This window comes from Pseudomonas hamedanensis (genome assembly GCF_014268595.2).
In the GTDB taxonomy this organism is placed as follows: domain Bacteria; phylum Pseudomonadota; class Gammaproteobacteria; order Pseudomonadales; family Pseudomonadaceae; genus Aquipseudomonas; species Aquipseudomonas hamedanensis.
On sequence record NZ_CP077091.1, the window covers coordinates 4,768,485 to 4,791,286 of the forward strand.

Here is a 22,802-nt window from a genome sequence, read left to right on the forward strand (position 1 = left end):
TCAGGCAAAGATCGTCACCGTCTGGCGACTCATGGCGATCAACTCTCCCTCCGCGCTCCACAGCTTTGCGGCGACATGACCGTAGCCATCGGCAGCGTATTCGATATCGGCCAGGTATTGGCACCAGTCCAGCGTACTCACGTTCCTTAAGGGCTGAACGAATTCGATGGTCCAGGTCAGTGTGCTGCCCGGTGCCGGCTTCTTCAGGTACGGCAACAGCGCCGGTGGCCACGCATCAACCAGCGCCAGCAGATGCGCTTCATTGACCGGCTCTTCCCGAACGTCTCCACGCAAACGCACCCATCCGCCCATCTGCCGCGACTGCGTGCCGGTGAAAGGCATGCCGCCGACGCTCCAGCGCATCGCCAGATGACGCATGAACTCCGGGGTCACACCTTTGATATACGGCAGCTCCTGGCATTCATCCCAGTGTTTCATGGTCGGTGCCGGGTACGCGTCAACGGCCACTTCCGAGGGCCGTGAAGCACCGAAGCTGCCCTGAATGATCGTCACCACCTGACCCTTCTGCATGGCTCGGCCCAATACCTGGCTGACGGCTTTGCCTTCGCGCAGCACCTCGACCTCGAAACTCACCGGGATTTGCGGTTCGACGGGGCCGACGAAAGTGATCGCCAGCGACCGCACGGGACGCTCGTCCGGCACTCTGGCGCGCATGGCTTCAAATTGCAGCGCAGCCACCAGGCCACCAAAACTGGCCCGACCCTGTCCCCATTCGGCGGGAATGGTTACTTCAGGTTGTTGGCGGACGGCATCGAGCAGATCGCAAAAGCGCATGGCAACCTCGGCAAGCAAAAAAGGGATGCGGCGATCTTAACCAGCCCGGCACCGCGGCGCAGCGTCTATTCCGGTCAAATGGGCTGACAGATAGGCCTTGGACCAATATCCGTCACGCTGAAAATCCTCTGTAGGAGTGAGCCTGCTCGCGATAGCGATTTATCTGACAATGAATTGGCGACTGATAGATTGCTATCGCGAGCAGGCTCACTCCTACAGGGATCGCGGCGATCTCAGGATTTGAAGCAGGTCGCGCTGAGTTTTTCCAACACTTGATCGGCTTTCAGTTCAGCTTTGATCAAGCCGGCCTGCCACGTTGCCACGCACGGTTGCAGATCCGCTTCCTGCTCGACGCGTGCCAGCCATTGCCAGCAGTCGTGCCAGTCGCCCAGCGCAGCTTGCGCAGACTTCAAGCGTTTGAGCGCCGGTTCCGGCAAGCGATCCAGCTCGGGATAGGCTTCGATGCCATAGCGCACGCGTTTGATCAGCAGACGCAGACGATGGCGGTCATGGGCGGGGTCGTGCAGCGCTTCATCGAGTTTCTGCCACTGCTTGCCCAGGCGTTTTTCGATGCGTTTGGCCAAGCCTTTGAGCAGGCCCTGACGCTGCGCGGCACGCAGGAAACGCGGGAAGGCATCGAGGATCATCAGCAACGAAGCCAACTGCGCACTGGCGGCCAGTGCCGGATACGCTTCGGCCATCTGTGCCATGCGGCGTTGGGCAGCTTCGCCTTGATCATGCTTGAGCAAATACGCCGCCAGCACCTCACGATCGCGCCACGGCGTCGTCACATCACCCACCGCCGAGGCAGCGGCTTCCAGTTGCTCGACACCCGGCAGCCCACGCAATGGCCGCAACAGACTGCGCAAGCGCCGCACGGTGGTACGCAAATCGTGCAAGGCCTCGGGATCGGTGCGCGCGGCCAACCGCGCCTGGCAAGCCAGCAAGCGCACTTCCAGGCTCAACAGATGAGCCACCAACCGGTCGATCATAGGGGGCTACTCCATGGGCAGCTGCGAGTTCCAAGCTGCAGGCTTCAGGCTGAAGGCGGTCGCCTTAAGCTTGCAGCTTGCAGCTCAAAACTTGCAGTTGCTGTTAACGTCCTGCGCGGGATTCGCGAATGTAGAAACGCGCTTTCTCGGCTTTCTTGCTGCAGCCTTCGAAGCCTTCGAATTGCTGCTGGGTCTTGGCTGCGGTCAGCAGCGACAGCGCCTTGGAATAGCTGACCGTGCCGGCGAAGCCTTCCGCCTTGGCCAGATCCAGTTCATGCCACGCCGCGTCGAGCTGGCTGCCGCAGCTGTCGCGATACGCGGTTTTGCCGGCACAACCGGCCAATACCAGGGCCATCAACGGCACACAGATCCAGGCTTTCATCACTCACACCTCAAGGTAGGTCAACAGTCGTGCAGGTAAGACGGTCGGGCGGCGAAAAAGTGCCTTGCCCGCCCAGCAAACTGCATTGGCGAAAAGGATAGTCTGGAAGCATCGCACAGTATCGAAAAAACGACGTCATTGGCGTGCTGAACGACGTCGGCGATTGAGCCGCTGCCTCGATGGGTGCATTGTGAAACCTTGTCGGGAGGACGTTGGATGAAAAAGCGTGTCGCACTGGTGCTGGGTTCCGGGGGGGCCCGGGGCTACGCCCATATTGGCGTTATCGAAGAACTGGAAAGGCGCGGCTACGACATCGCCTGCATCGCCGGTTGTTCGATGGGCGCGGTGGTCGGTGGGATTTATGCCGCCGGCAAGCTCGATGAGTATCGCCGCTGGATCGAAAGCCTCGATTACCTCGACGTGCTGCGGCTGGTCGATGTGAGTTTTCGCCTCGGCGCGATTCGCGGCGAAAAAGTCTTCGGGCAGATCCGCAAGATTGTCGGCGAAATCAATATTGAAGACCTGCGCATCCCTTACACCGCCGTCGCCGCCGACCTCACCAACCAGCAGGAAATCTGGTTCCAGGAAGGTTGCCTGCACCAGGCCATGCGCGCGTCGGCGGCGATTCCCAGCCTGTTCACTCCGGTGATGCAAGGCAATCGCATGCTGGTCGATGGCGGCATCCTCAATCCTTTGCCGATCGTGCCGGTAGTGTCCAGCCACTGCGATCTGATCATCGCGGTCAATCTCAACTCGACCAACCAGCGGCATTACAAACTACCGGTGATCGAACGCCCGCCAGCCTTTCGTTCACGCTTCGACAGCCTGCTCAATTCGCTGGGTTCGAAGATGCCGTTCAGGCGCAAGCAGGCCGAGCAGTTGTTGCGGCTGGAACAGGAAGCGCTGCGTGCCGAAGCGGCGGACATCAATCCCTGGGTTGAAGGCGTCGAACCGGAAAGCCAGCAGCCGGCGGCCGCGCCCGAGCGTGAAGGCGCGCCGAAGTCCGCCACCGGTTCTTTCATTATCGATAACGTCGGCCCGGCGTCCCTGCTCGACCTGATCAACCAAAGTTTCGAGGTCATGCAGACCTCACTGGCGCAGTACAAGATTGCCGGCTATCCGCCGGATATCCTGATCAATGTGCCGAAACGGGTGTGCCGGTTTTTCGAGTTTTACAAGGCACCGGAATTGATCGCACTGGGGCGGCAGATTGCCAGCGATACGCTGGATCGGTATGAGAGTGAGCAGGGTTGAAAATCTGCGCTGGCTGTCAGGCCGTCATCGCGAGCAGGCTCACTCCTACAGAGGTTTTGCGTCGTGCATAAATCCATTGTGGGAGCGGGCTTGCTCGCGAAGAGGCCAGACCAGACACCACAAAACTACAGACCATCAGCACTCAACAACCGATACCCCACCCCCGCTTCCGTCACGATAAACCGCGGCCGGGTCGGATCATCCGCCAGCTTCTGGCGCAGGTGCCCGACCACGATGCGCAGATAATGACTGTCCTCGGTGTGCGTCGGTCCCCAGATATCCTTGAGCAGTTGCTGCTGGGTAATCACCCGGCCCGGATGCCGCGCCAGTTGCGCCAGCACTGCATATTCCTTGCGGGTCAGGGCCACTTCCGCGCCGTCGAGCAGCACCCGCCGATAAGCCAGATCCACGGTCAACGGGCCGAAATTCAGCGCCGCTTGCGGCGCCTCGCCCGTCGGTGCCTGACGCAACAATGCGCGTACCCGGGCGAGGAATTCCTGGATGCCGAACGGTTTGGTCACGTAGTCATTGGCGCCGCCATCCAGCGCCTCGACTTTTTGCCCTTCGCTGGCGCGCACCGACAACACCAGCACCGGCGCCGTGGCCCATTCGCGAAATTCGCGCAGCACTTGCTGACCGTCCATGTCCGGCAAGCCGAGGTCGAGCACCAGCAGGTCCGGCTTGTTCAACGCGGCCTGCGCCAGGCCCTCGGCCCCCGTCCCCGCTTCCAGCACTTTATATCCCTGAGACGCGAGGCTGATGCGCAGGAACTTGCGGATCTGCGGTTCGTCATCGATGACCAAAATGGTCGCGGTCTGGCTCATGAATTCACGTCGATACAAAAGAGTGACAAGAGAGTAGCGCAGACGGACTCAGGGTTCATTGTCCATCCCCGGTTGCGTCTGCAACGGCAGGTGCAGGGTGATGCACGTGCCGCGCCCGTCGATGCCGTCGGCGACGCTGATCCGTCCGCCGTGCGCGCCGACCATGCCCTGACAGATCGCCAGGCCCAGGCCCGTGCCCTGCCCTCCACGATCACCGCGCGCGGCGGTATAGAACATGTCGAAAATCTTCGCCCGCTCGTCTTCGGGGATACCCGGTCCCTCATCGCTGACCGCGAAAAAGATCTCCTGATCGTCAGCCCCGGCACGCAGTTGCAAACGACCATTGGCGGGCGAGAAGCGTGCGGCATTCTCCACGACATTGACCAATGCCTGTTCGATCAATGCCGCATGCACAAACAGCAGCGGTAATTCAGCCGGCACATCGGTGCTCACCTGCAACGGCGCCAGCACCGCACGCAGGCGATTGAGCGAACTGCCGACGATGTCGGCCGGCGACACCCAGTCCCGCGCCAGCTTCAACGCACCATGGCCGAGGCGGGTCATGTCGAGCAAATTCTGGATATAGCGATCCAGACGCTCGGCTTCATCGCGGGTGCCTTCGAGCAATTCGCGGCGGTCCTCCAGCGGGATCGCTTCGCCCAGCGCCAGCAAGCTGTCGATGCTGCCGCGCATGGCGGTCAGCGGCGTGCGCAAATCGTGGGACACCGACGCCAGCAAGGCGCTGCGCAACTGCTCGGTTTCGCCGTGCAAGCGCGCGGCTTCCAGATCATCGGCCAACTGCGCCCGCGCCAGCGCCTGTGCGAGCGGCTGGCTCAACGCGGTGAGCAAGCGTCGGCGCTGGCCGCTCAGGGTCTGGCCCTCTTTGGCGCAGACCCCGAGCAGCGCCAGCGGCCCGTCATCGACCGACAACGGCCACCACCACCAACGCCCGGACGGCAGCGTTCCGGTGCCCATGCCCGCCGGTTGATCGTGTTGCCAGGCCCAGTCGGCGGCGGCACGTTCTGCCTCGCTGAATTGCAGCGGGCCGCCGGTCTCGACCTTCCAGCCGCCCTGACCGTCGCGATTGAGCAGGCACAGTTGCAGGTCGTGCCAGCCGTTGAGGTGCTGCGCCGCCGCACTGACCACCGCCTGACGATCTGTCGCGGCGGTGAGTTTGCGCGACAGGTCAAGCAATTCGCTGGTCTCTTCCTGGGTGTCGCGCAGGGCCTGCAATTGCCGGCGCTGACGCGCGGCGAGATTACCGGTGAGCGCCGCCATCAGCAGGAAGAACAACAGCGTCAGCACGTCTTCTTCGCGCTGGATGCTGAAGGAGAAATTCGGCGGGATGAATAAAAAGTCATAGGTCAGAAACGACAGCGCCGCACACGCCAGTGCCGGGCCGAGGCTGCTGCGCACCGCGACCAGCAGCACCGCGGCGAGAAACACCAGCGAGATGTTCGGCAGCGGCAACACACTCGATACCGCCCATGCCAATGCACTTGCCAATACCGTGGCAACCAGCGCCAGCGCGTAGTCGAACCAAACCAGCGTGATCGGATTGCGCGGGCGCGGTGGGTGCTGTTCGTGGTCACTGTCGAGCACGTTGATTTCCAGACCGTGGGCCTGACGCAGCAACCGCGCCGCTAATCCACCGCCGAACACGCGCCGACGCAATCGTGGCCGCGACTGGCCGACCAACAGCAGACTCGCTCGGCGTTCGCTGGCGTGCTGAATCAAGGTCTTCGCCACTTCGCCGGCACGCAGCAACACCACTTCGCCACCGAGGCGCTCGGCCAATTGCTGAGCGCTTTGCAGACGCAGCCGCGATTGTTCATCGCGCACGCTGCCGTTATCGACATGGACCAGACTCCACGGCAAATGCCGACGCTGAGCGACGCGGCTGGCATGCCGCACCAGGCGTTCGGCCTGCGCGTCACCATCGACGCCGACCAGCAGGCGCCCGCGCACGGCCGGCGCGGCCTGACCGAGCTGGCGATAGCCCTGGGCGAGATCGTTGTCGACTTGCGCCGCCGCCGTCTGCATCGCCAGCTCGCGCAGCGCGGTGAGATTGGTCTGGGTAAAAAAAGCATCGATGGCGGCACGCGCCTGCTCCGGCACGTAGACCTTGCCTTCGCGCAGCCGCTCAAGCAGTTCCCGTGGCGGCAGGTCGATCAGCAGCAGCTCAAAGGCTTCTTGCAGCACCCAGTCGGGCAGGGTTTCGCGCACCTGCACGCCGGTGATACCGCGCACCTGATCGTTAAGGCTTTCCAGATGCTGGACGTTGACGGTGGTGAACACGTCGATGCCGGCGGCGAGCAACTCCTGAATGTCTTGCCAGCGTTTCGCGTGACGGCTGCCGGGGGCGTTGCTGTGGGCCAGTTCATCGACCAGCACCAGTTTCGGCTTCGCGGCAAGAAGGCCGTCGAGGTCCATTTCTTCGAGCATCACACCACGGTATTCGGTGCGCACCAGCGGTTGCTGCGGCAAGCCGCCAAGCAGCGCTTCGGTTTCGGCGCGGCCATGGGTTTCGACGACACCGGCGAGGACTTTCACACCCTGACGCAATTGCGTGTGCGCAGCCTGGAGCATGGCGTAGGTTTTGCCGACGCCGGGGGCGGCGCCGAGGAAGACCTTCAAACGGCCACGGCCGTCCCGGGGCAAGTCTGCTAACAGTGCGTCGGCGCGGCCGGAGTCGCTCATGCTTGGATTGCCTTGTTCGGTTTGAGATTGATCGTTCCCACGCTCTGCGTGGGAATGCAGCCCGGGACGCTCTGCGTCCCATAAAAGCCGACGCAGAGCGTCTATTGATGCATTCCCACGCAGAGCGTGGGAACGATCGGTGTTAGCTGAATTACAAGTTTTGCAGTGCCAGATTCAACTCCAGCACATTCACCACCGGCGGCCCTACCAGCGGTTGTTCGATGTGCTTATCGAGCAGTTGCTGCAAGGTCGAAACGGGCAGGTTACGGGCCGCCGCGACACGCGCCAGTTGATAGGCAATCGCTGCCGGTGGCAAGTGCGGATCGAGGCCGCTGGCGGAGGTGGTCAGCAAGGCTAACGGCACCGGGCCCTGGCCGGGAACCTGCAGTTTGTTGGCGTCGTCGATCACCCGTGTGGCGAGAGCCGGATTGCTCGGTGCGAGGTTGCTTGCACTGCTGGCGACCGTGGCGAACGCGCCCGCCGAAGGACGCGGGTGGAACCAGCCGTCACCGCTGAAATCCTGGGCGATCAGCGATGAGCCGCGGACTTTGCCATCGGCGTCGTGGATCAGGCTGCCGTTGGCCTGGGCCGGGAATGCGACCTGGGCGATGCCGGTGACCACCAGTGGATAGGCGACGCCGGTGATCAGGGTCATCAGCACTAACAGGCTCAGGGCTGGGCGTATCATTGTGGACATTTTCAAAATCCTCTTGCAAATGGGCAACACTGCGACACCTGTGGCGAGGGAGCTTGCTCCCGCTCGGCTGCGCAGCAGTCGTAAAAACCGGCAACTCGGTCAATCGGATTGGGGCCGCTTCGCAGCCCGGCGGGAGCAAGCTCCCTTGCCACCAGGGCCCCGCACCGCCGAGATCTTGTCAAACCAGATGCAGCGCCGTAAGCAGCATGTCGATCAGTTTGATCCCCACAAACGGCACCACAATCCCGCCCACCCCGTAGATCAGCAGATTGCGCCGCAACAACGCCGCCGCACTCGCCGCCTGCACCCGCACGCCGCGCAGGGCCAGCGGAATCAGCACGACGATGATCAACGCGTTGAAGACGATGGCCGAGAGAATCGCGCTCTGCGGGCTGGTCAATTGCATGATGTTCAGCACGCCCAGTTGCGGATAAATCGAAGCGAATAGCGCCGGCAGGATCGCGAAGTATTTGGCGATGTCGTTGGCGATGGAAAAGGTCGTCAGCGCGCCGCGGGTCACCAGCAACTCCTTGCCGATCTGCACCACATCGAGCAGCTTGGTCGGGTCGCTGTCGAGATCGACCATGTTCGCCGCTTCGCGGGCAGCTTGCGTGCCGTCGTTCATCGCCATGCCGACGTCTGCCTGAGCCAGCGCCGGGGCATCGTTGGCGCCGTCGCCGCACATCGCGACCAGACGACCGTCGTTTTGCTCATGACGAATACGCGCGAGTTTTTTCTCTGGGGTCGCCTCGGCAAGCACATCATCAACGCCCGCCTCCGCCGCGATTGCCGCCGCGGTCAGTGGGTTGTCGCCGGTAACCATCACCGTGCGAATGCCCAGCTTGCGCAGTTCGGCAAAACGCTCGCGAATGCCCGGCTTGACCACGTCCTTGAGGTGAATCGCTCCGAGCAGTTTGCCGTCGGCGCAGACCAGCAACGGCGTGCCACCGCTCTGGGCGATCTTGTCGATTTCCCGCGCCAGTGCCGGGGCCAGATCCGAGCGCTGCTGACCGAGAAACGCCAGCAGCGAATCCACCGCGCCCTTGCGATACACGCGTCCATGATAATCAACGCCGGACAAACGGGTTTCTGCGCTGAACGGCACGGCCGTCAAGGTTTCTGGCGCCGGCTCGGGTTGTGGATGCAGGCCGCGCAAGAACTCGACGATCGATTTGCCTTCAGCGGTTTCGTCCGCCAGGGAGGCGAACAACGCGCCTTCGGCCAGCTCACGACCAGTCACGCCCGGCGCAGCGTACACCGCGCTGCAGCGACGGTTGCCGAAGGTGATGGTGCCGGTCTTGTCGAGCAACAGCACATGCACGTCACCGGCCGCTTCGACGGCGCGACCGGACTTGGCAATCACGTTCAGACGCACCAGCCGGTCCATCCCAGCGATACCGATCGCCGAGAGCAAGCCGCCAATGGTGGTCGGGATCAGCGTGACCAATAACGCCACGAGGAACACCAGCGGCAGGCTGCCGTTGGCGAAATGGGCGAACGGTTGCAGGGTCACGACCACCAGCAGAAAGATCAGGGTCAGGCCGATCAGCAGGATATCCAGTGCGACTTCGTTCGGAGTCTTCTGGCGTTTGGCGCCTTCGACCAGCGCGATCATGCGGTCGAGGGTCGATTCACCAGGGTTGGCGGTGATCTTCACCAGCAGCCAATCGGAGACCAGCCGCGTGTTGCCGGTGACGGCGGAACGGTCGCCACCGGACTCGCGGATCACCGGCGCCGATTCACCGGTAATCGCCGCTTCGTTGACCGCCGCGATACCTTCGATGACTTCGCCGTCACCGGGGATCATCTCGCCGGCTTCGACGCGCACCACATCGCCCTTGCGCAGATTGGCAGCGGGCACAATCTTGAAGCTGCCATCGGCTTGGCGGCAGCGAGCACTGAGACCTTCGCTGCCGGCCTTGAGGCTGTCGGCGCGGGCCTTGCCACGACCTTCGGCCAAGGCCTCGGCGAAGTTGGCGAACAGCACGGTAAACCAAAGCCACAAGGCGATTTGTGCGGCGACGAAGGTCGGCACATCGGCGTCTGGAATGAAGCACAGCACCGTGGTGAAAATCGCCGTCAGTTCGACCACCAGCATCACGGGCGAACGCGCCAGTTGCCGTGGGTCGAGTTTAACGAAAGCTTGCACCAGCGCCGGGCGCCACAGCGCCGAGATCGCGGTTTTTGCTGATTCCGGTGCCTTGATGGCAGCCGGTTTGATTGCAGGCATATTCATGATGGATTCCTTAGAAGCCCATACTTAAATGTTCGGCGACAGGACCCAGCGCCAGGGTCGGCAGAAAGGTCAGGCCACCCACCAGCAGAATGGTCACGGTCAACAGGGTTACGAACAGCGGACCGTGAGTCGGAAAGCTGTTCTGGCCGACCGGTGCGCTTTTTTTCATCGCCAGGCTGCCGGCCAGTGCCAGCACCGGCAGGATGTAGCCGAAGCGGCCGATCAACATGCCCAGGCCGAGCATCAGGTTGTGAAACGGCGTGTTCGCGCTCAGGCCACCGAATGCCGAGCCGTTGTTGGCGCTGGCCGAGGTGTAGGCGTAGAGCAACTGGCTGAAACCGTGCGGGCCGGGGTTGCTGATGGTTGCCGCAGCACTGGGAACCGTGGCGGCAATCGCGCCCAGCACCAGCACACCAACCGGCATCACCAACAAGGTCACGACGAGCAATTGCACTTCACGCGCTTGAAGCTTCTTGCCGAGGTATTCCGGCGTGCGGCCGATCATCAAACCGGCGAGGAATACCGCGATCAGCACGTTGAGCAACATGCCGTAAAGCCCGGCACCGACGCCGCCGAAGATCACTTCGCCGACCATCATGTTGACCAGCGCGACCATGCCGCTCAGCGGGTTGAGGCTGTCATGCATGCCATTGACCGAACCGTTCGAGGCCGCCGTCGTGGTCACCGACCACAACACCGTCGCGGTGGTGCCGAAGCGCGACTCCTTGCCTTCCAGCGGCGCGGTCTGTTCGACGGCAGCGTTGTTCAGGGTCGGATTCGGCTGATATTCGGCCCACAGCGATGTCGCGCCGCCGATCAAAAACAACGCCAGCATGCAGGCGATGATCGCGCGGCTCTGGCGCAGATCCTTGACGTAATGGCCGAAGGTAAATACCAGCGCCACCGGGATCAGAATGATCGAGGCGACTTCGAACAGGTTGCTCCACGCGGTCGGGTTCTCGAACGGATGCGCCGAGTTGACGCCGAAAAAGCCGCCACCGTTGGTGCCCAGTTGCTTGATCGCAATCTGGCTGGCGGCGGGGCCGAGCGCAATCACCTGGTCAACGCCCTGCATCGTCACCGCGTTGACATACTGCGCGAAGGTCTGCGGCACGCCCTGCCAGACCAGATACAGCGCCAGCAGCAGGCACAGCGGCAGCAAGCCGTAGAGGGTGGCGCGGGTCATGTCGACCCAGAAGTTGCCAAGGGTGTGTGCCGACTTGCGTCCGATGCCACGACACAACGCAACCAGCACGGCCAGCCCGGTGGCGGCGCTGACAAAGTTCTGCACGGTGAGGCCGACCATCTGGCTGAGGTAGCTGAGGGTCGCTTCGCCGCTATAGGATTGCCAGTTGGTGTTGGTCATGAAACTGACCGCGGTGTTGAACGCCTGCGTCCATTCCTGGCCCGGCAGATTCTGCGGGTTCAGCGGCAGATGATCCTGGAACAGCAGAATCGCGAACAGCAGCAGGAACCCGGCGAGGTTGAACGCCAGCAGTGCCAGGGTGTATTTCTGCCAGCTCTGTTCACTCTGCGGATCGACCCCGGCGAGGCGATAGCAACCGCGCTCGACCGGGCCCAGAACCGGCGTCAGCCAAGTGCGCTGGCCTTCCATCACTTTGTAGTAGAAACGCCCGAGGAACGGCGCCGGCAGCAGGACCAGCGCAAAAAACCCAAGGATCAGCCAATAGTCATAACTGTGCATAGCCGCTCCTAGCTCCGATCCGCGCGCAACAGCGCAACCAACAGATAAATGAACAGCCCCACTGCCAGCAGCAGTGACACCCCGTCCAGAACGCTCATGGAAGATCTCCGTGTTACGGCGTATTGCCGTGTGTGCAGGGATTGTCGGGAAGGAGGCTGTAAAGGAACGAGAGCGAGGCAGGCAGCGGGGCATAAAGAAAGCGTAAAGAGTGGGTTTATGCGGGCGTTACAGGGAGATTTCAGGCGCTTGTACAGGCCCCCATCGCGAGCAGGCTCACTCCTACAGTTGGAATGCATTCCCCCTGTAGGAGTGAGCCTGCTCGCGATAGCGGCATTACCGGCAACATCGCACCCAACTGGCGCACTGTTGCGGCACATACAGCGCCAATCATCCCCGCAGCGACAGCTTCGAACTCATTACGACTTGTTTCAGCGCAATGGCACGCCCACTGCACACGCCCTCCCCCGAGCTTTCCAACCGTTGCGGGAGCAATCGCATGAACACACAACTCAAACCCACGCTGGGCACGTTGCACCTGTGGGGCATTGCCGTGGGGCTGGTGATTTCCGGGGAATATTTCGGCTGGAGTTACGGCTGGGGCGTCGCCGGTACGCTGGGTTTCCTGGTGACTTCGTTCATGGTCGCGACCATGTACACCTGCTTCATCTTCAGCTTCACCGAACTGACCACCGCAATTCCCCATGCGGGCGGGCCCTTTGCCTACAGTCGCCGCGCCTTTGGTGAAAAAGGCGGATTGATTGCCGGGCTGGCGACGCTGATCGAATTCGTTTTCGCCCCACCAGCGATTGCCTTGGCGATTGGCGCTTACCTCAATGTGCAGTTTCCGGCACTCGATCCGAAGCACGCCGCGGTGGGTGCTTATATCGTCTTCATGGGCCTGAACATTCTCGGGGTGAAACTGGCGGCGACGTTCGAGCTGATCGTCTGCGTGCTGGCGGTGGCTGAACTGCTGGTGTTCATGGGTGTGGTCGCGCCGGCGTTCAGCTTCAGCAACTTCGCCCTGAATGGCTGGGCCGGTTCCGACGTCTTCGGCGCACCAGCGATTGCCGGGATGTTTGCGGCAATCCCCTTCGCGATCTGGTTCTTCCTCGCCATCGAAGGTGCCGCGATGGCCGCCGAAGAAGCCAAGGATCCGAAGCGCACGATTCCCAAGGCCTATATCAGCGGCATTCTTACGCTGGTCGTGCTGGCGATGGGCGTGATGTTCTTCGCCGGAGGTGTCGGTGACTGGCGCACCCTGGCGAATATCAACGACCCGTTGCCACAAGCGATGAAAACCGTGGTCGGCGACGACTCCGGCTGGCTGCACATGCTGGTGTGGATCGGCCTGTTCGGCCTGGTGGCGAGTTTCCACGGCATCATTCTTGGATATTCACGGCAATTCTTCGCCCTCGCCCGCGCCGGTTACTTGCCCGCCTCGCTGGCAAAACTCTCGCGCTTTCAGACGCCGCATCGCGCGATCATCGTAGGCGGCATCATCGGCATCGCGGCTATTTACAGCGACGGCCTGATCAACCTGGGCGGCATGACGCTGACCGCAGCGATGATTACCATGGCCGTGTTCGGCGCGATCGTCATGTACATCATGAGCATGCTCAGCCTGTTCAAACTGCGTAAATCCGAACCGAACCTGGAGCGTACTTTCCGCGCGCCGTGCTATCCGCTGGTGCCGATGATCGCGCTGGTGCTGGCGGTGGTTTGCCTGGTGGCGATGGCGTGGTTCAACACGTTGATCGGTCTGATTTTTCTTGGGTTTATGGCGGTCGGGTTCTGCTACTTCATGCTGACCGGGCAACTGCGTGCCGCTGCGCCGGCGGATGCGATGTTGACCGGTCTTTAACCCCGTTCGGGTGTGCCGGGCATAAGCGGCCTAGAATGGAACCACTGCGAAGTCGTTTCGCTCAAACGTGGTATGCAGCATCGCGCGGCGAAGTCCTCGCCCGTCGAGCTGCCATTAAGGAGAGCCGTTATGCCCTGGTATGCCTGGTTGATTCTGGCCGTTGCGATCGGCTCGATTGTTGGCGGACTGATGATGTTGCGCGACACCGCCAACAAGGTCGAACTGACCGATGAAGAACGCAAGCGCGTCGCACAGCGCAATGCCGAAGCGGACGCCAAGGATGCACAGGACCGCTGATACCAACCCCGCCGCAAAGGCGGGGTTTATTTTCCCGGCGCAATCGGACTCAACAGCAGGCTTTTTAGATTTTAGAAGTACAGTCACCATTTAATCTTCCGTGGTTAAGATGGCAGCATCGTCGCGGAGAGCTTCACATGCGTTACTCGCCAGATCACAAAGCCCAGACCCATCAGCGCATCATCAAGGAAGCCTCGGCGCGCTTTCGTAAGGACGGTATCGGCGCGACCGGGCTGCAACCACTGATGAAAGCACTCGGGCTGACCCATGGCGGTTTCTACTCGCACTTCAAATCGAAGGAAGAACTGGTCGAAAAAGCGCTTCAAGAAGCCGGCGAGCAAGTCGCGGGCTTGTGTGAGGAAATTTTCGCTCAGGAAAACTCATTGCAGGTTTTTATCGACACCTACCTGTCGCAGTGGCATCAGACTTCGCCCCACGAAGGCTGCCCGCTGCTGACCATTTCATCGGAGCTGGGCCAGCGCGGCCAGCCAAGCCCCACCAGCGATGACGTCCTCAACGCTCGACTTGAGCAGATTCAAGGGGCGCTTGCAGGCGAGAACAGCGCTGACCGCAGCATTGTCATCATGGCGACGCTCGCGGGCGCACTGCTGCTGTCACGCAGCGTCGCGGATGCCGACTTCGGCCAGCGCATCCTCGACGTCACCCGCGATCACCTCAAGCAATCGACCGATTAACCTTCCCAGCGCTTGAACAGTACGCTGGCATTGACCCCGCCAAAACCGAAGCCGTTGGACAAGGCATATTCGATCGGCATTGCCCGCGCTTCGCCATGAACGATGTCGACCCCTTCGCTCGCAGGGTCCGGGTTTTCAAAGTTGAGCGTCGGCGGCACCCTCTGGTCACGGATAGCCAGCAACGTGAATATCGCCTCCAGGCCACCGGCAGCACCAAGCAAATGACCGGTGGCGGATTTGGTCGACGTTACGGCGATCTTGTTCTGCGTGCCAAACAACGTCTTGATCGCCGCCAACTCGCCCAAGTCACCGACCGGCGTCGAGGTCGCGTGGGCATTGAGATGCTGCACCTGCTCCGGTGTCACCCCTCCCTGAGCCAGCGCCAGTTGCATCGCCCGCCGCGCGCCACCGCCGTCTTCCGGCCCGGCGGTCAGGTGGTAGGCATCGGCCGTGGTGCCGTAACCGACCAGTTCGGCCAACGGCTTCGCACCACGCGCCAGCGCATGCTCCAGCGACTCGATGACCAGCAGGCCGGCACCCTCACCCATCACAAAACCATCCCGGCCGCTGTCGAAGGGACGCGAGGCTTTTTCAGGGGTATCGTTGTAGCCGCTGGACAACGCCCGTGCCGCCGCGAAACCGGCGAGACTGACGCGATCGATCGAAGCTTCCGCACCGCCACATACTGCGATGTCCGCCTCCCCCGCCCGGATCAACCGCGCCGCATCGCCGATTGCCTGAACACCGGCGGCACATGCGGTAACCGGTGCGCCCAGCGGTCCCTTGAGGCCATGCTGGATCGACACGTGGCCGGCGGCGAGATTGACGAGAAACGATGGAATGGTGAACGGCGACAAACGCCGAGGGCCACGACTGTCGGTGGTACGCACCGCATCGGCAATCGCACCGAAGCCGCCGACGCCCGAGCCGATGATTGTCGCAGTACGCTCCTGTTTTTCAGCGTCTACTGGATGCCAACCGGCCTGCTCCAGCGCCTGCCGCGCCGCTTCCATGGCGAACATGATGAAGCGATCCATCTTCTTCTGTTCTTTGGGCGGCGTCGCCCGATCCGGATCGAAACCGGCCTCGGCATCTTCCTCCACCGTTGGCACACTGCCGCCAACCCGGGTCGGCAGGTCAGCTACCACCGCGTCGGGCAGATTACGCAACCCGGAGCGCCCGGCGAGCAGACGCTGCCAGACGATTTCAACATCACTGCCCAAGGGTGAAACCAGGCCCATGCCCGTGACGACGACTCGACGTTGGTTCATATCGTGGTGCCCCCTTATCAATTCATATATTCGACATCTAAGGTTGCGCTGCAAACCCGCCAATTCATCAGCGATGGACAGCGACGCAATCGTGATCAGACACTTGGGCGCAGCCGCTTCGGCGTCACTTCAAGTGCCGAGCCAATCCCCATCGGACTTTATTATAGGCATAATCCCATAACAATATGACACCCATAATTCTCAGCTTTGAGACGTCCTACCGATCGGCGTTCAATAAAAAAGGCCGGTCAATGACCGGCCTCTCGGCGTTGAACTGTCAGCTTAGTTCACTTCCAGCTTTTCACGGTTGCGATCCAGAATCGCCTTGCCAATCCCCTTCACCTCCAGCAACTCATCTACCGATGCGAACGGCCCGTTTATATCACGATACGCAACAATCGCCTGTGCTTTGGCCTCCCCTACACCGGCCAACTCTTTCTGCAATGTCGCCGCATCCGCGCCGTTGAGGTCGACCTTCGCGCTCTGCGAGGGCGCCGCTGCATCCATCAGCAAAGGCGCCTTGGTTGTCTCTGAGGGCGAAACAGGGGCAGCAATCGCAGCAATCGAGGCGCTGGTGAGGAAAGCAAAGATCAGCGAATAGAAATAACCGGTACGCATAAGTGACGCTCCATCATCGTTTTAGAAAGCAGCTTTTCCGAAGCTGCTCTTCAAACGTAGGCCATGAAGGGGCGTTGTCAAAAATACGAGCGTTACAGAATGTGAAACAATCAAGGCTCGAGGCGGCGCTGTTGGTAGATCCAATCGACGATTTCTCCGTCGGGGGTGTAGCCGCTGACGGTTTCGCGCAGGAGTTGGCGGACGCGGGAATAGTCATCCGTCTCCAATGCAACGAGCAACTCGCTCAGCCTGGCTTTAAGGACATCCCACGATAAAAAGTCTTCGTTAGCTGTCATGATCATCGGGTGCGGCGTGGCAGCCACGTTGTCACCGATCAACAGTTCCTCGTACAGTTTCTCTCCCGGGCGAAGTCCAGTGAATTCGATGGAGATGTCCCCCTGCGGATTACGCTCGGAGCGTATGCTCAGCCCCGACAGATGAATCATTTTCTCCGCCAGTTCGACGATTTTCACCGGCTCTCCCATATCGAGGACAAAAACATCCCCCCCCAGCCCCATAGACCCCGCCTGTATGACCAACTGGGCGGCCTCGGGGATGGTCATGAAGTAACGAGTTATTTTCGGATGAGTGACCGTCAGTGGCCCGCCCGATTTGATCTGGCTGTGAAACAAGGGAATAACCGAACCCGAGGAGCCGAGTACGTTGCCGAACCGCACCATGGTGAAACGGGTTTTATTGACACGGGAAATATTTGAGCTGTCACCGAACAGTACCGGGGCCGATTCACGACTCAATGCTTGCAGGGTCAATTCGGCGAGACGCTTGGTACTGCCCATTACATTTGTCGGTCGCACCGCCTTATCTGTTGAAATAAGCACGAAGTTCGATACGCCTGACTGTAATGCAGCCTGCGCAGTATTCAATGTACCGATTACATTATTAAGCACGCCTTCCTCAATGTTGTGCTCTACCATCGGTACATGTTTGTAAGCCGCAGCGTGATATACGGTCTCTACCTTCCACATCTTCATCACATCAAGGACTTTGTCTTGATGGCGGATGGAGCCGAGTATGGGCAACAGACGGACCGGAGATGACTCTCTACGTCCGCGCTGCTCCAACTCCGACAGTATGCTGTACAGGTTGAATTCGCTGTGCTCGAAAAGTACTAGCGTGGTAGGGCCCAGCGTAAAGATCTGTCGACAGAGTTCGGCGCCGATCGATCCACCGGCACCGGTAACCATCACCACTTTGCCGTTGACGCATCGGGCCAGCAGATCCTGCTGTGCCGGCACCGCATCACGCCCCAGCAAATCGGCAATATCCACCTCCTGGATATCCTCGACCTTGACCCGCCCGCTGGCCAGGTCGGTGAAGTTCGGCACACTGCGCACATGCAGTGGGAAGCCCTCCAACAAGTTGAGAATTTCCCTGCGCCTGGCACGCGTGGAGGATGGCAGCGCGAGAAGTATCTCCTGAGCGCCAGTGACATCGATCATCTGCTGGATGTGCTTCGGTTTATACACCTGCAGGCCGGAAATCGAACGATCGGAAATACCAGGATCGTCATCGATGAACGCTACCGGGCGCATGACGCGCCCCATGCGTAAAGCGGCCACCAGTTGATTACCAGCGACGCCCGCCCCGTAAATGGCAACCTTGGTCAAACCATCATCGCGACTGGTAAAAGGTACGTGCTGTGCAGCGGTAAACCAGTCGCCCATGAAAAACTGGCGCATGCAAAGGCGCAAGCCGCCGATGATTATCATGCTCAACCACCAATAGTTGAAGATGATTGACCGGGGCACAACGGCTTGGTGGTTGCTGTACCAATAGACGACGACCGCCAGTATCAGCGATGAAAGACTGACGGCCTTCACGATCGCGATCAGGGCATCGTTACCGAAGTAGCGCATGACCGCGCGATACATGCCAAAGCGTATGAATAACGGAATTGCGATGACTGGAGCGGACGCGAAGAGCCAGATATGAGCTTTGAGGGGGTTGTACATGTCGTCGATGCCCAAACGCACAATGAACGACAACCAGAGCGCGACCCATACCAGGACGACGTCGGTAGCGACCTGCAGCAAACGCTTGCGCTTGCGCGGCAACCCCAACAAAACAGTACGCAGTTTATCCATTCACCCGCTCGAGCACGTTGGCTCCCTCCTTAGACAGTCGACGAGCAGCATTGTAACCTCAATGCTTGAGCCATCATCTGAATAAATTGGCTGCGACAAAGCGAATTCATCTGCAGATTAAACACCGCCTACAAAGGTTTTCCAGGCTCGTTTGTGGCCGACATACGCATCAGGAATGCCGTCAAATCCGGTCATCACCCTAACCGGCAAGGACGGCACCCGCATGATTTAAATCGAGCCAAAACTGCATCGTTAGAAATTGCGTTACAGACGCTATCTATATGCAGAAACGATTATTCGCCTTGGTTCCACGCGCCCTGTGGGCAACCCTTGCGAATGTAATCAGCAAATGGATCGCCGGCCAAGGTCTGGACAGCCTGTTGCGAAGCATATACATCCGGTTTGAAATCCGCGCGGGGTGACTGTGGGTTGATTCCACTTGCCCATGCCCGCACATAGCGTCGTACGTCAAGCTCGGCAGCATTGACCAAACCGGAGTTGAGAATGGTGTCGACATCGCGCTTTTCCTGGTCTGCGCGTTCGGCGGCGTTAAGTCCGACCTGCTCAAGCTCCGCCACGTATTTGTCCATATCGAAGTAAATCCTCGAAGCCTCATGACTCTTGCTGACCGCGCATTCATACAGCTCACTGGAATTTGCCAGTGCGAAGATTTTTTGTACGGCGCTGTCAACATCGAGATAATCTGCAACGCAAGACTCGCGCAACCCGCAAGAGGAAAGGAAGTCCGAAATACCTGTAGCCTTGTCGAAGCAGAGCACCGGCAATCGAGCATCAAACGCATCGATAGCCACATTCGGCAATGGATCAAGGCGAGACGAAATAAACAGCAGATCGGCCTCTTCATAAGCTGTTTCAATGGCAGAAGTTTCATCCAGCATCACGAAACGATCCTGCAATCCCGACCTTTTGATCTGATCCGCAAGGTAAACCGAGTAGCCATCTTCTACATCAGGGTTATAGCCTTTGCCGATCCATACGAAGCGGAATCTTTCGCCTCCCGGTGCAAGCATGGTCTTAATAGCACATTGAATGAAAAGATCTGCGCCTTTACGAAAGTTGACATAGCCCGCACCGAGGATTACAAATTTTCTCTCAGTGTCACTGTCTGGCCGGATCCGACCACGCAGAAATTCTGCCTCTTTTGTCAACGCGGCCTTACTGACGACTTGTTCAGGTAATACACAACGCCCTTGAGGAATAATGTGGGCAGTCATTGACTTTAGAGGAGAACATGCATCTTTAGCACTCTCCCAGGTAATATCTGCGGAGAACACTTGGTCACTGGACCACAATCTGGCATCGGAGAACACCGCACTGGAGTTAGGATACGCGGATGCAAACTCATGAATTAACGGAATGGCAGGTACAAAGTTCCGGGCCAAGGGTTCCAGAACCACACGGCACTCCATACTGTTAACCAGTGCAAATTTAAACTTGAATAAGCTACACAGATGTTCAACAGCAGGGTTTGTATAAGGCGCATTATTTTTTAGCCGCGGACTCGCCATTGTTGCGACGGCAGCTTGTTCAAAAGCATCAAGCAGAGGGCCATGCCCCAGTAAAAGCGCAACCACGTTGTAACGACTCGCCAAGCGCTCTACCAAATTTAACGCCAGTATCGGTGCTCCCGAACGAGATGCTTCATGGCTGACAATCATGACCGTTTCTCGCGAAGCATCAAAAGCGCGACTGCTGGACATTTTAATTTCAGGAAGTGTGACAATACGCCAACTTTCCCGATGACCGTGATTCAAGTAATGAGCAACAGGATCAATGGCCGTACCTAGATCCGGGTTGAGCTTCAAATAGAGCTGCGGATCAAAGTTGTCAGGCAGTGAAACCGAATTTTTTGCCTTCCGGTCCGCACTTGGCTTCTCAACCTTAACTGGCTGGATAACTTCCAGGCAGGGAGGACTATGCTCGACTGTGTTCGCTGCAACGTTAACTCGTTCAGCAGAAATTTTCGGCTCGCCTGCCTGCATTGGGGATGCAGCGGAGTTCTTCAGGTTTTTTGAACGTTCAGCAAACAATCTGAACAGCTTGGGAAAAAAGCCATTGCGAGCCAAAATCTATTCCTTCTGGTTAATGCAGTTCATGAACGACGTGTGTCCGGGGATTGCTATGGCTAGCGGTTGGACGCTGTCCGAATCACACTTCTCATGAAAAATTCCAGGCGCCCAAGCGAGCTGGACGTCAAATTCGCGCCGTCGTCTGTAGGACCGATCCCTTCGTGTGTGCATGATACACATTTTGGAAACAATTCTGATACTTCCTGACACGAATTCTCGGGAGGATTTTGCTGACCCGAAAGAGCCTGGCGCATTTTTTTGGCAAAACGCCATCAGCCCTCTAGTTTTCCTCGAGCTCGCCCGCCCTGTATTTGACGGCCAACCAAAAGAGTGGGAGGTACGCTATCACCAGCGCCACCGCACCATCCAGCTTGAAGCGGACCACGCAGAGCGCGATCGGTAGCAGCCAGAGCACGTTGATCAATCCGACAGCAGTAGTGACGGGCAAATGTTTACCAAACTTTCGGGATGCAACCTGGTAGGCGTGACTACGGTGCGCCTCGTAAATTTTTTCGCCTCGTAGCAAGCGACGTATCAATGTGAATGTCGCATCCACCACGAACACGCCGAGCAGTATCAACCACCCCCAGAGCAATCCTGGATCGATCCACGCAGCCTGAAGCGCCAACACGCCGAGTACGACACCGAGGAATCCACTTCCCGCGTCCCCCATGAAGATTTTTGCCGGTGGAAAATTCCAGCAAAGAAAACCTACGCAACATATTGCAAGCAAAGCCGGGGGCCATGCCAACCCTGTATAGCCACCGAGCAAGCAGATCGCCACCGCACCCGCGCAAGTTGTCACCGCCTCGACGCCAGCAAGACCGTCAATGCCATCCATGAAGTTATAAAGATTAAGCATCCACACTACATAGATAAGCGCCAGAAAATGCCCAAGCCACCCCAATTGGATACTGACACCCCCGATTTCGAAAGGTGGCATGCCACCCGCCCAGTAGATTCCCCAGGCTGCTGCAAAAAAATGAGCCAGAAGACGCCATCGCGCGGCTATATGCCCGTGGTCATCCAAAAAACCGATGACAGCGGCAATACCGCCTGCGCCAACCAACGCAATCGCGGTGCGATCGCTGATTAACCCGGTATTGAACAGGATTACCAACGCGCAGATAAATGAAAGAACAATAGCGACGCCCCCGCCTCGAGGAGTCGGAATAGAGTGTGAACTGCGCTGATTGGGAATATCTATCAAACTACGCGATAACGCGTAGCGGCGCAGAAGCCCCGTTAGAACATAAGAAAACACAGCCAAGAACGGGATAAGCCACCAGTAATTCATTTTGTTCGAGCATCCACAAACGGTTTGACTGTATTTTCAATGGCGTGTTGGAAATTTACTGGTGGAACCCAGCCCAATACGTGTTTGTTTTTACTGATGTCCACCACAAGCGAACAAAAGATGCGCTGGGCCATGGCGCCCTTACCCAAAAGCTTCGCTCCGGCGCTAATTAGACTCACCGGAACGGGCAGCAAGACGGATGGTTGATTCAGCGCCACAGACAGGCTTCGTAAAAGCTCTGTTGTGGAAACGTCATGCCCGTCGCTGACCAGAAATGTCTGGTTGGCGGCCGCAGGATGTTCGATACACGTCATAATAAAATCAATCAGGTTATCTATACTGACAAGACTTCGCTTATTGTTAATCGCGCCGAAAGGCAAGGGCACTCCGCGCTGTAGCCAGCGAATCATCGTCAGGAAATTGGCTTTAACTCCCGCCCCATAAACCAATACGGGACGAATGATAACAACGTCCATACCGGTGATTGTGGCGAGTTCTTTCAATGCAAGCTCTGCCTCGAGCTTGGATATACCGTAAGGGTCGACAGGCGCAGGCGAATCATCGGCAGTAAATACGCTACCAGGCTCGGTAAATTCACCATTCACCTTGATCGAACTGAGGTAGATGAATCGCTTGACACCTGCCTTCGCAGCCTGCCGCGCCAGATTCAATGTAGCGTCGACGTTTACGCGCCGAAACTCCGCCAGGGGATCCTCCGCAGACTCGTCCATGACGTGGACCCGCGCAGCCGAATGCACCACCACATCAACGCGGCTCATGGCGACTTGCCAATCTACATGCGCAGTCAAATCCGCAAACATAAAACGGTGAATGGACTCAGGAAGCTCTGGAAATTCTCTACGCAACGCGGCTATCAAAGAATAGCGTTTGCAAGAGGCAAGATGCTTCAGCAAGCCACTTCCCAGGAAACCCGAGCCACCGGTTACTAGTACCGTTTCAACTTTCACTGATCAGGCCCGCTG

General features: G+C 59.1%; 19 protein-coding genes. 4 read left to right on the plus strand and 15 right to left on the minus strand.

What is annotated here, in order from left to right:
- The 3 genes from HU739_RS20770 to HU739_RS20780 all read right to left on the minus strand — a co-directional run bounded on the left by HU739_RS20770 (nt 1) and on the right by HU739_RS20780 (nt 2,169).
- A complete protein-coding gene (locus HU739_RS20770; protein ID WP_186547074.1) occupies nt 1-795 on the minus strand; it encodes an acyl-CoA thioesterase in 795 nt (264 codons plus the stop codon).
- A 233-nt stretch (nt 796-1,028) separates the two neighbouring features.
- Nucleotides 1,029-1,787, minus strand: coding sequence for a CHAD domain-containing protein (locus HU739_RS20775; RefSeq protein WP_186547073.1), 759 nt, complete (start codon nt 1,785-1,787; stop codon nt 1,029-1,031).
- Nucleotides 1,788-1,890: 103 nt separating this feature from the next.
- Nucleotides 1,891-2,169 (minus strand): hypothetical protein, encoded by a 279-nt coding sequence (locus HU739_RS20780; RefSeq protein WP_016770894.1) that lies wholly within the window; start codon nt 2,167-2,169, stop codon nt 1,891-1,893.
- Nucleotides 2,170-2,385: 216 nt separating this feature from the next.
- Here HU739_RS20780 and HU739_RS20785 point away from each other — a divergent pair, with 216 nt between their 5' ends.
- Complete coding sequence (locus tag HU739_RS20785; protein WP_186547072.1) at nt 2,386-3,423, plus strand: patatin-like phospholipase family protein; 1,038 nt, start codon at nt 2,386-2,388, stop codon at nt 3,421-3,423.
- A 125-nt stretch (nt 3,424-3,548) separates the two neighbouring features.
- Here the strand turns inward: HU739_RS20785 and HU739_RS20790 are convergent, their stop codons facing one another.
- The 6 genes from HU739_RS20790 to kdpF form a co-directional block, all read right to left on the minus strand.
- On the minus strand, nt 3,549-4,247 hold the full coding sequence (locus HU739_RS20790; protein ID WP_186547071.1) for a response regulator: 699 nt from the start codon (nt 4,245-4,247) through the stop codon (nt 3,549-3,551).
- A gap of 48 nt (nt 4,248-4,295) precedes the next feature.
- Nucleotides 4,296-6,947 carry a sensor histidine kinase gene (locus tag HU739_RS20795; protein WP_186547070.1) on the minus strand — a complete coding sequence of 884 codons (2,652 nt, stop codon included), beginning with the start codon at nt 6,945-6,947 and terminating at the stop codon, nt 4,296-4,298.
- Nucleotides 6,948-7,098: 151 nt separating this feature from the next.
- Nucleotides 7,099-7,644: a potassium-transporting ATPase subunit KdpC gene (gene kdpC / locus HU739_RS20800; RefSeq protein WP_186547069.1), complete on the minus strand. Its 546-nt coding sequence runs from the start codon at nt 7,642-7,644 to the stop codon at nt 7,099-7,101.
- Nucleotides 7,645-7,822: 178 nt separating this feature from the next.
- Entirely contained in the window at nt 7,823-9,880 is a 2,058-nt protein-coding gene (gene kdpB / locus HU739_RS20805; protein WP_186547068.1) for a potassium-transporting ATPase subunit KdpB, read from the minus strand.
- A gap of 10 nt (nt 9,881-9,890) precedes the next feature.
- Entirely contained in the window at nt 9,891-11,585 is a 1,695-nt protein-coding gene (kdpA, locus tag HU739_RS20810) for a potassium-transporting ATPase subunit KdpA (RefSeq protein ID WP_186547067.1), read from the minus strand.
- An 8-nt stretch (nt 11,586-11,593) separates the two neighbouring features.
- Complete coding sequence (gene kdpF / locus HU739_RS20815; protein ID WP_032830911.1) at nt 11,594-11,683, minus strand: K(+)-transporting ATPase subunit F; 90 nt, start codon at nt 11,681-11,683, stop codon at nt 11,594-11,596.
- 398 nt (nt 11,684-12,081) lie between these two features.
- On the opposite strand from kdpF, the gene eat reads away from it, so the two are divergent.
- From eat to HU739_RS20830, 3 genes are all read left to right on the plus strand, one after another.
- A complete protein-coding gene (gene eat / locus HU739_RS20820; RefSeq protein WP_186547066.1) occupies nt 12,082-13,446 on the plus strand; it encodes an ethanolamine permease in 1,365 nt (454 codons plus the stop codon).
- Nucleotides 13,447-13,575: 129 nt separating this feature from the next.
- Nucleotides 13,576-13,743 carry a DUF2897 family protein gene (locus HU739_RS20825; protein ID WP_186547065.1) on the plus strand — a complete coding sequence of 56 codons (168 nt, stop codon included), beginning with the start codon at nt 13,576-13,578 and terminating at the stop codon, nt 13,741-13,743.
- Nucleotides 13,744-13,880: 137 nt separating this feature from the next.
- Nucleotides 13,881-14,438, plus strand: coding sequence for a TetR/AcrR family transcriptional regulator (locus HU739_RS20830; RefSeq protein WP_186547064.1), 558 nt, complete (start codon nt 13,881-13,883; stop codon nt 14,436-14,438).
- On the opposite strand, the gene fabF is transcribed toward HU739_RS20830, so the two are convergent.
- From fabF to HU739_RS20860, 6 genes are all read right to left on the minus strand, one after another.
- Nucleotides 14,435-15,709 (minus strand): beta-ketoacyl-ACP synthase II, encoded by a 1,275-nt coding sequence (gene fabF, locus HU739_RS20835; RefSeq protein WP_186547063.1) that lies wholly within the window; start codon nt 15,707-15,709, stop codon nt 14,435-14,437. The genes HU739_RS20830 and fabF overlap by 4 nt on opposite strands.
- A 282-nt stretch (nt 15,710-15,991) precedes the next feature.
- Nucleotides 15,992-16,327 (minus strand): ComEA family DNA-binding protein, encoded by a 336-nt coding sequence (locus HU739_RS20840; RefSeq protein ID WP_186547062.1) that lies wholly within the window; start codon nt 16,325-16,327, stop codon nt 15,992-15,994.
- A 110-nt stretch (nt 16,328-16,437) separates the two neighbouring features.
- Nucleotides 16,438-18,432, minus strand: coding sequence for a polysaccharide biosynthesis protein (locus HU739_RS20845; RefSeq protein ID WP_186547061.1), 1,995 nt, complete (start codon nt 18,430-18,432; stop codon nt 16,438-16,440).
- Between the two features lie 293 nt (nt 18,433-18,725).
- Complete coding sequence (locus tag HU739_RS20850; protein ID WP_225922756.1) at nt 18,726-20,519, minus strand: glycosyltransferase; 1,794 nt, start codon at nt 20,517-20,519, stop codon at nt 18,726-18,728.
- A 283-nt stretch (nt 20,520-20,802) separates the two neighbouring features.
- Complete coding sequence (locus HU739_RS20855; protein WP_186547060.1) at nt 20,803-21,819, minus strand: MraY family glycosyltransferase; 1,017 nt, start codon at nt 21,817-21,819, stop codon at nt 20,803-20,805.
- The gene (locus HU739_RS20860; protein ID WP_186547059.1) at nt 21,816-22,787 is read right to left on the minus strand and encodes a UDP-glucose 4-epimerase family protein; all 972 of its coding nucleotides are present in this window, start codon (nt 22,785-22,787) and stop codon (nt 21,816-21,818) included. Before HU739_RS20860 ends, HU739_RS20855 begins: the two co-directional genes overlap by 4 nt.
- Nucleotides 22,788-22,802: the final 15 nt, after the last annotated feature.

What these genes read in the sequence shown, in the direction of transcription:
- HU739_RS20770 (WP_186547074.1), bottom strand. Translation starts at nt 795, where the DNA reads ATGCGCTTTTGCGATCTGCTCGATGCCGTCCGCCAACAACCTGAAGTA.
- HU739_RS20775 (WP_186547073.1), bottom strand. Translation starts at nt 1,787, where the DNA reads ATGATCGACCGGTTGGTGGCTCATCTGTTGAGCCTGGAAGTGCGCTTG.
- HU739_RS20780 (WP_016770894.1), bottom strand. Translation starts at nt 2,169, where the DNA reads ATGAAAGCCTGGATCTGTGTGCCGTTGATGGCCCTGGTATTGGCCGGT.
- HU739_RS20785 (WP_186547072.1), top strand. Translation starts at nt 2,386, where the DNA reads ATGAAAAAGCGTGTCGCACTGGTGCTGGGTTCCGGGGGGGCCCGGGGC.
- HU739_RS20790 (WP_186547071.1), bottom strand. Translation starts at nt 4,247, where the DNA reads ATGAGCCAGACCGCGACCATTTTGGTCATCGATGACGAACCGCAGATC.
- HU739_RS20795 (WP_186547070.1), bottom strand. Translation starts at nt 6,947, where the DNA reads ATGAGCGACTCCGGCCGCGCCGACGCACTGTTAGCAGACTTGCCCCGG.
- kdpC (WP_186547069.1), bottom strand. Translation starts at nt 7,644, where the DNA reads ATGTCCACAATGATACGCCCAGCCCTGAGCCTGTTAGTGCTGATGACC.
- kdpB (WP_186547068.1), bottom strand. Translation starts at nt 9,880, where the DNA reads ATGAATATGCCTGCAATCAAACCGGCTGCCATCAAGGCACCGGAATCA.
- kdpA (WP_186547067.1), bottom strand. Translation starts at nt 11,585, where the DNA reads ATGCACAGTTATGACTATTGGCTGATCCTTGGGTTTTTTGCGCTGGTC.
- kdpF (WP_032830911.1), bottom strand. Translation starts at nt 11,683, where the DNA reads ATGAGCGTTCTGGACGGGGTGTCACTGCTGCTGGCAGTGGGGCTGTTC.
- eat (WP_186547066.1), top strand. Translation starts at nt 12,082, where the DNA reads ATGAACACACAACTCAAACCCACGCTGGGCACGTTGCACCTGTGGGGC.
- HU739_RS20825 (WP_186547065.1), top strand. Translation starts at nt 13,576, where the DNA reads ATGCCCTGGTATGCCTGGTTGATTCTGGCCGTTGCGATCGGCTCGATT.
- HU739_RS20830 (WP_186547064.1), top strand. Translation starts at nt 13,881, where the DNA reads ATGCGTTACTCGCCAGATCACAAAGCCCAGACCCATCAGCGCATCATC.
- fabF (WP_186547063.1), bottom strand. Translation starts at nt 15,709, where the DNA reads ATGAACCAACGTCGAGTCGTCGTCACGGGCATGGGCCTGGTTTCACCC.
- HU739_RS20840 (WP_186547062.1), bottom strand. Translation starts at nt 16,327, where the DNA reads ATGCGTACCGGTTATTTCTATTCGCTGATCTTTGCTTTCCTCACCAGC.
- HU739_RS20845 (WP_186547061.1), bottom strand. Translation starts at nt 18,432, where the DNA reads ATGGATAAACTGCGTACTGTTTTGTTGGGGTTGCCGCGCAAGCGCAAG.
- HU739_RS20855 (WP_186547060.1), bottom strand. Translation starts at nt 21,819, where the DNA reads ATGAATTACTGGTGGCTTATCCCGTTCTTGGCTGTGTTTTCTTATGTT.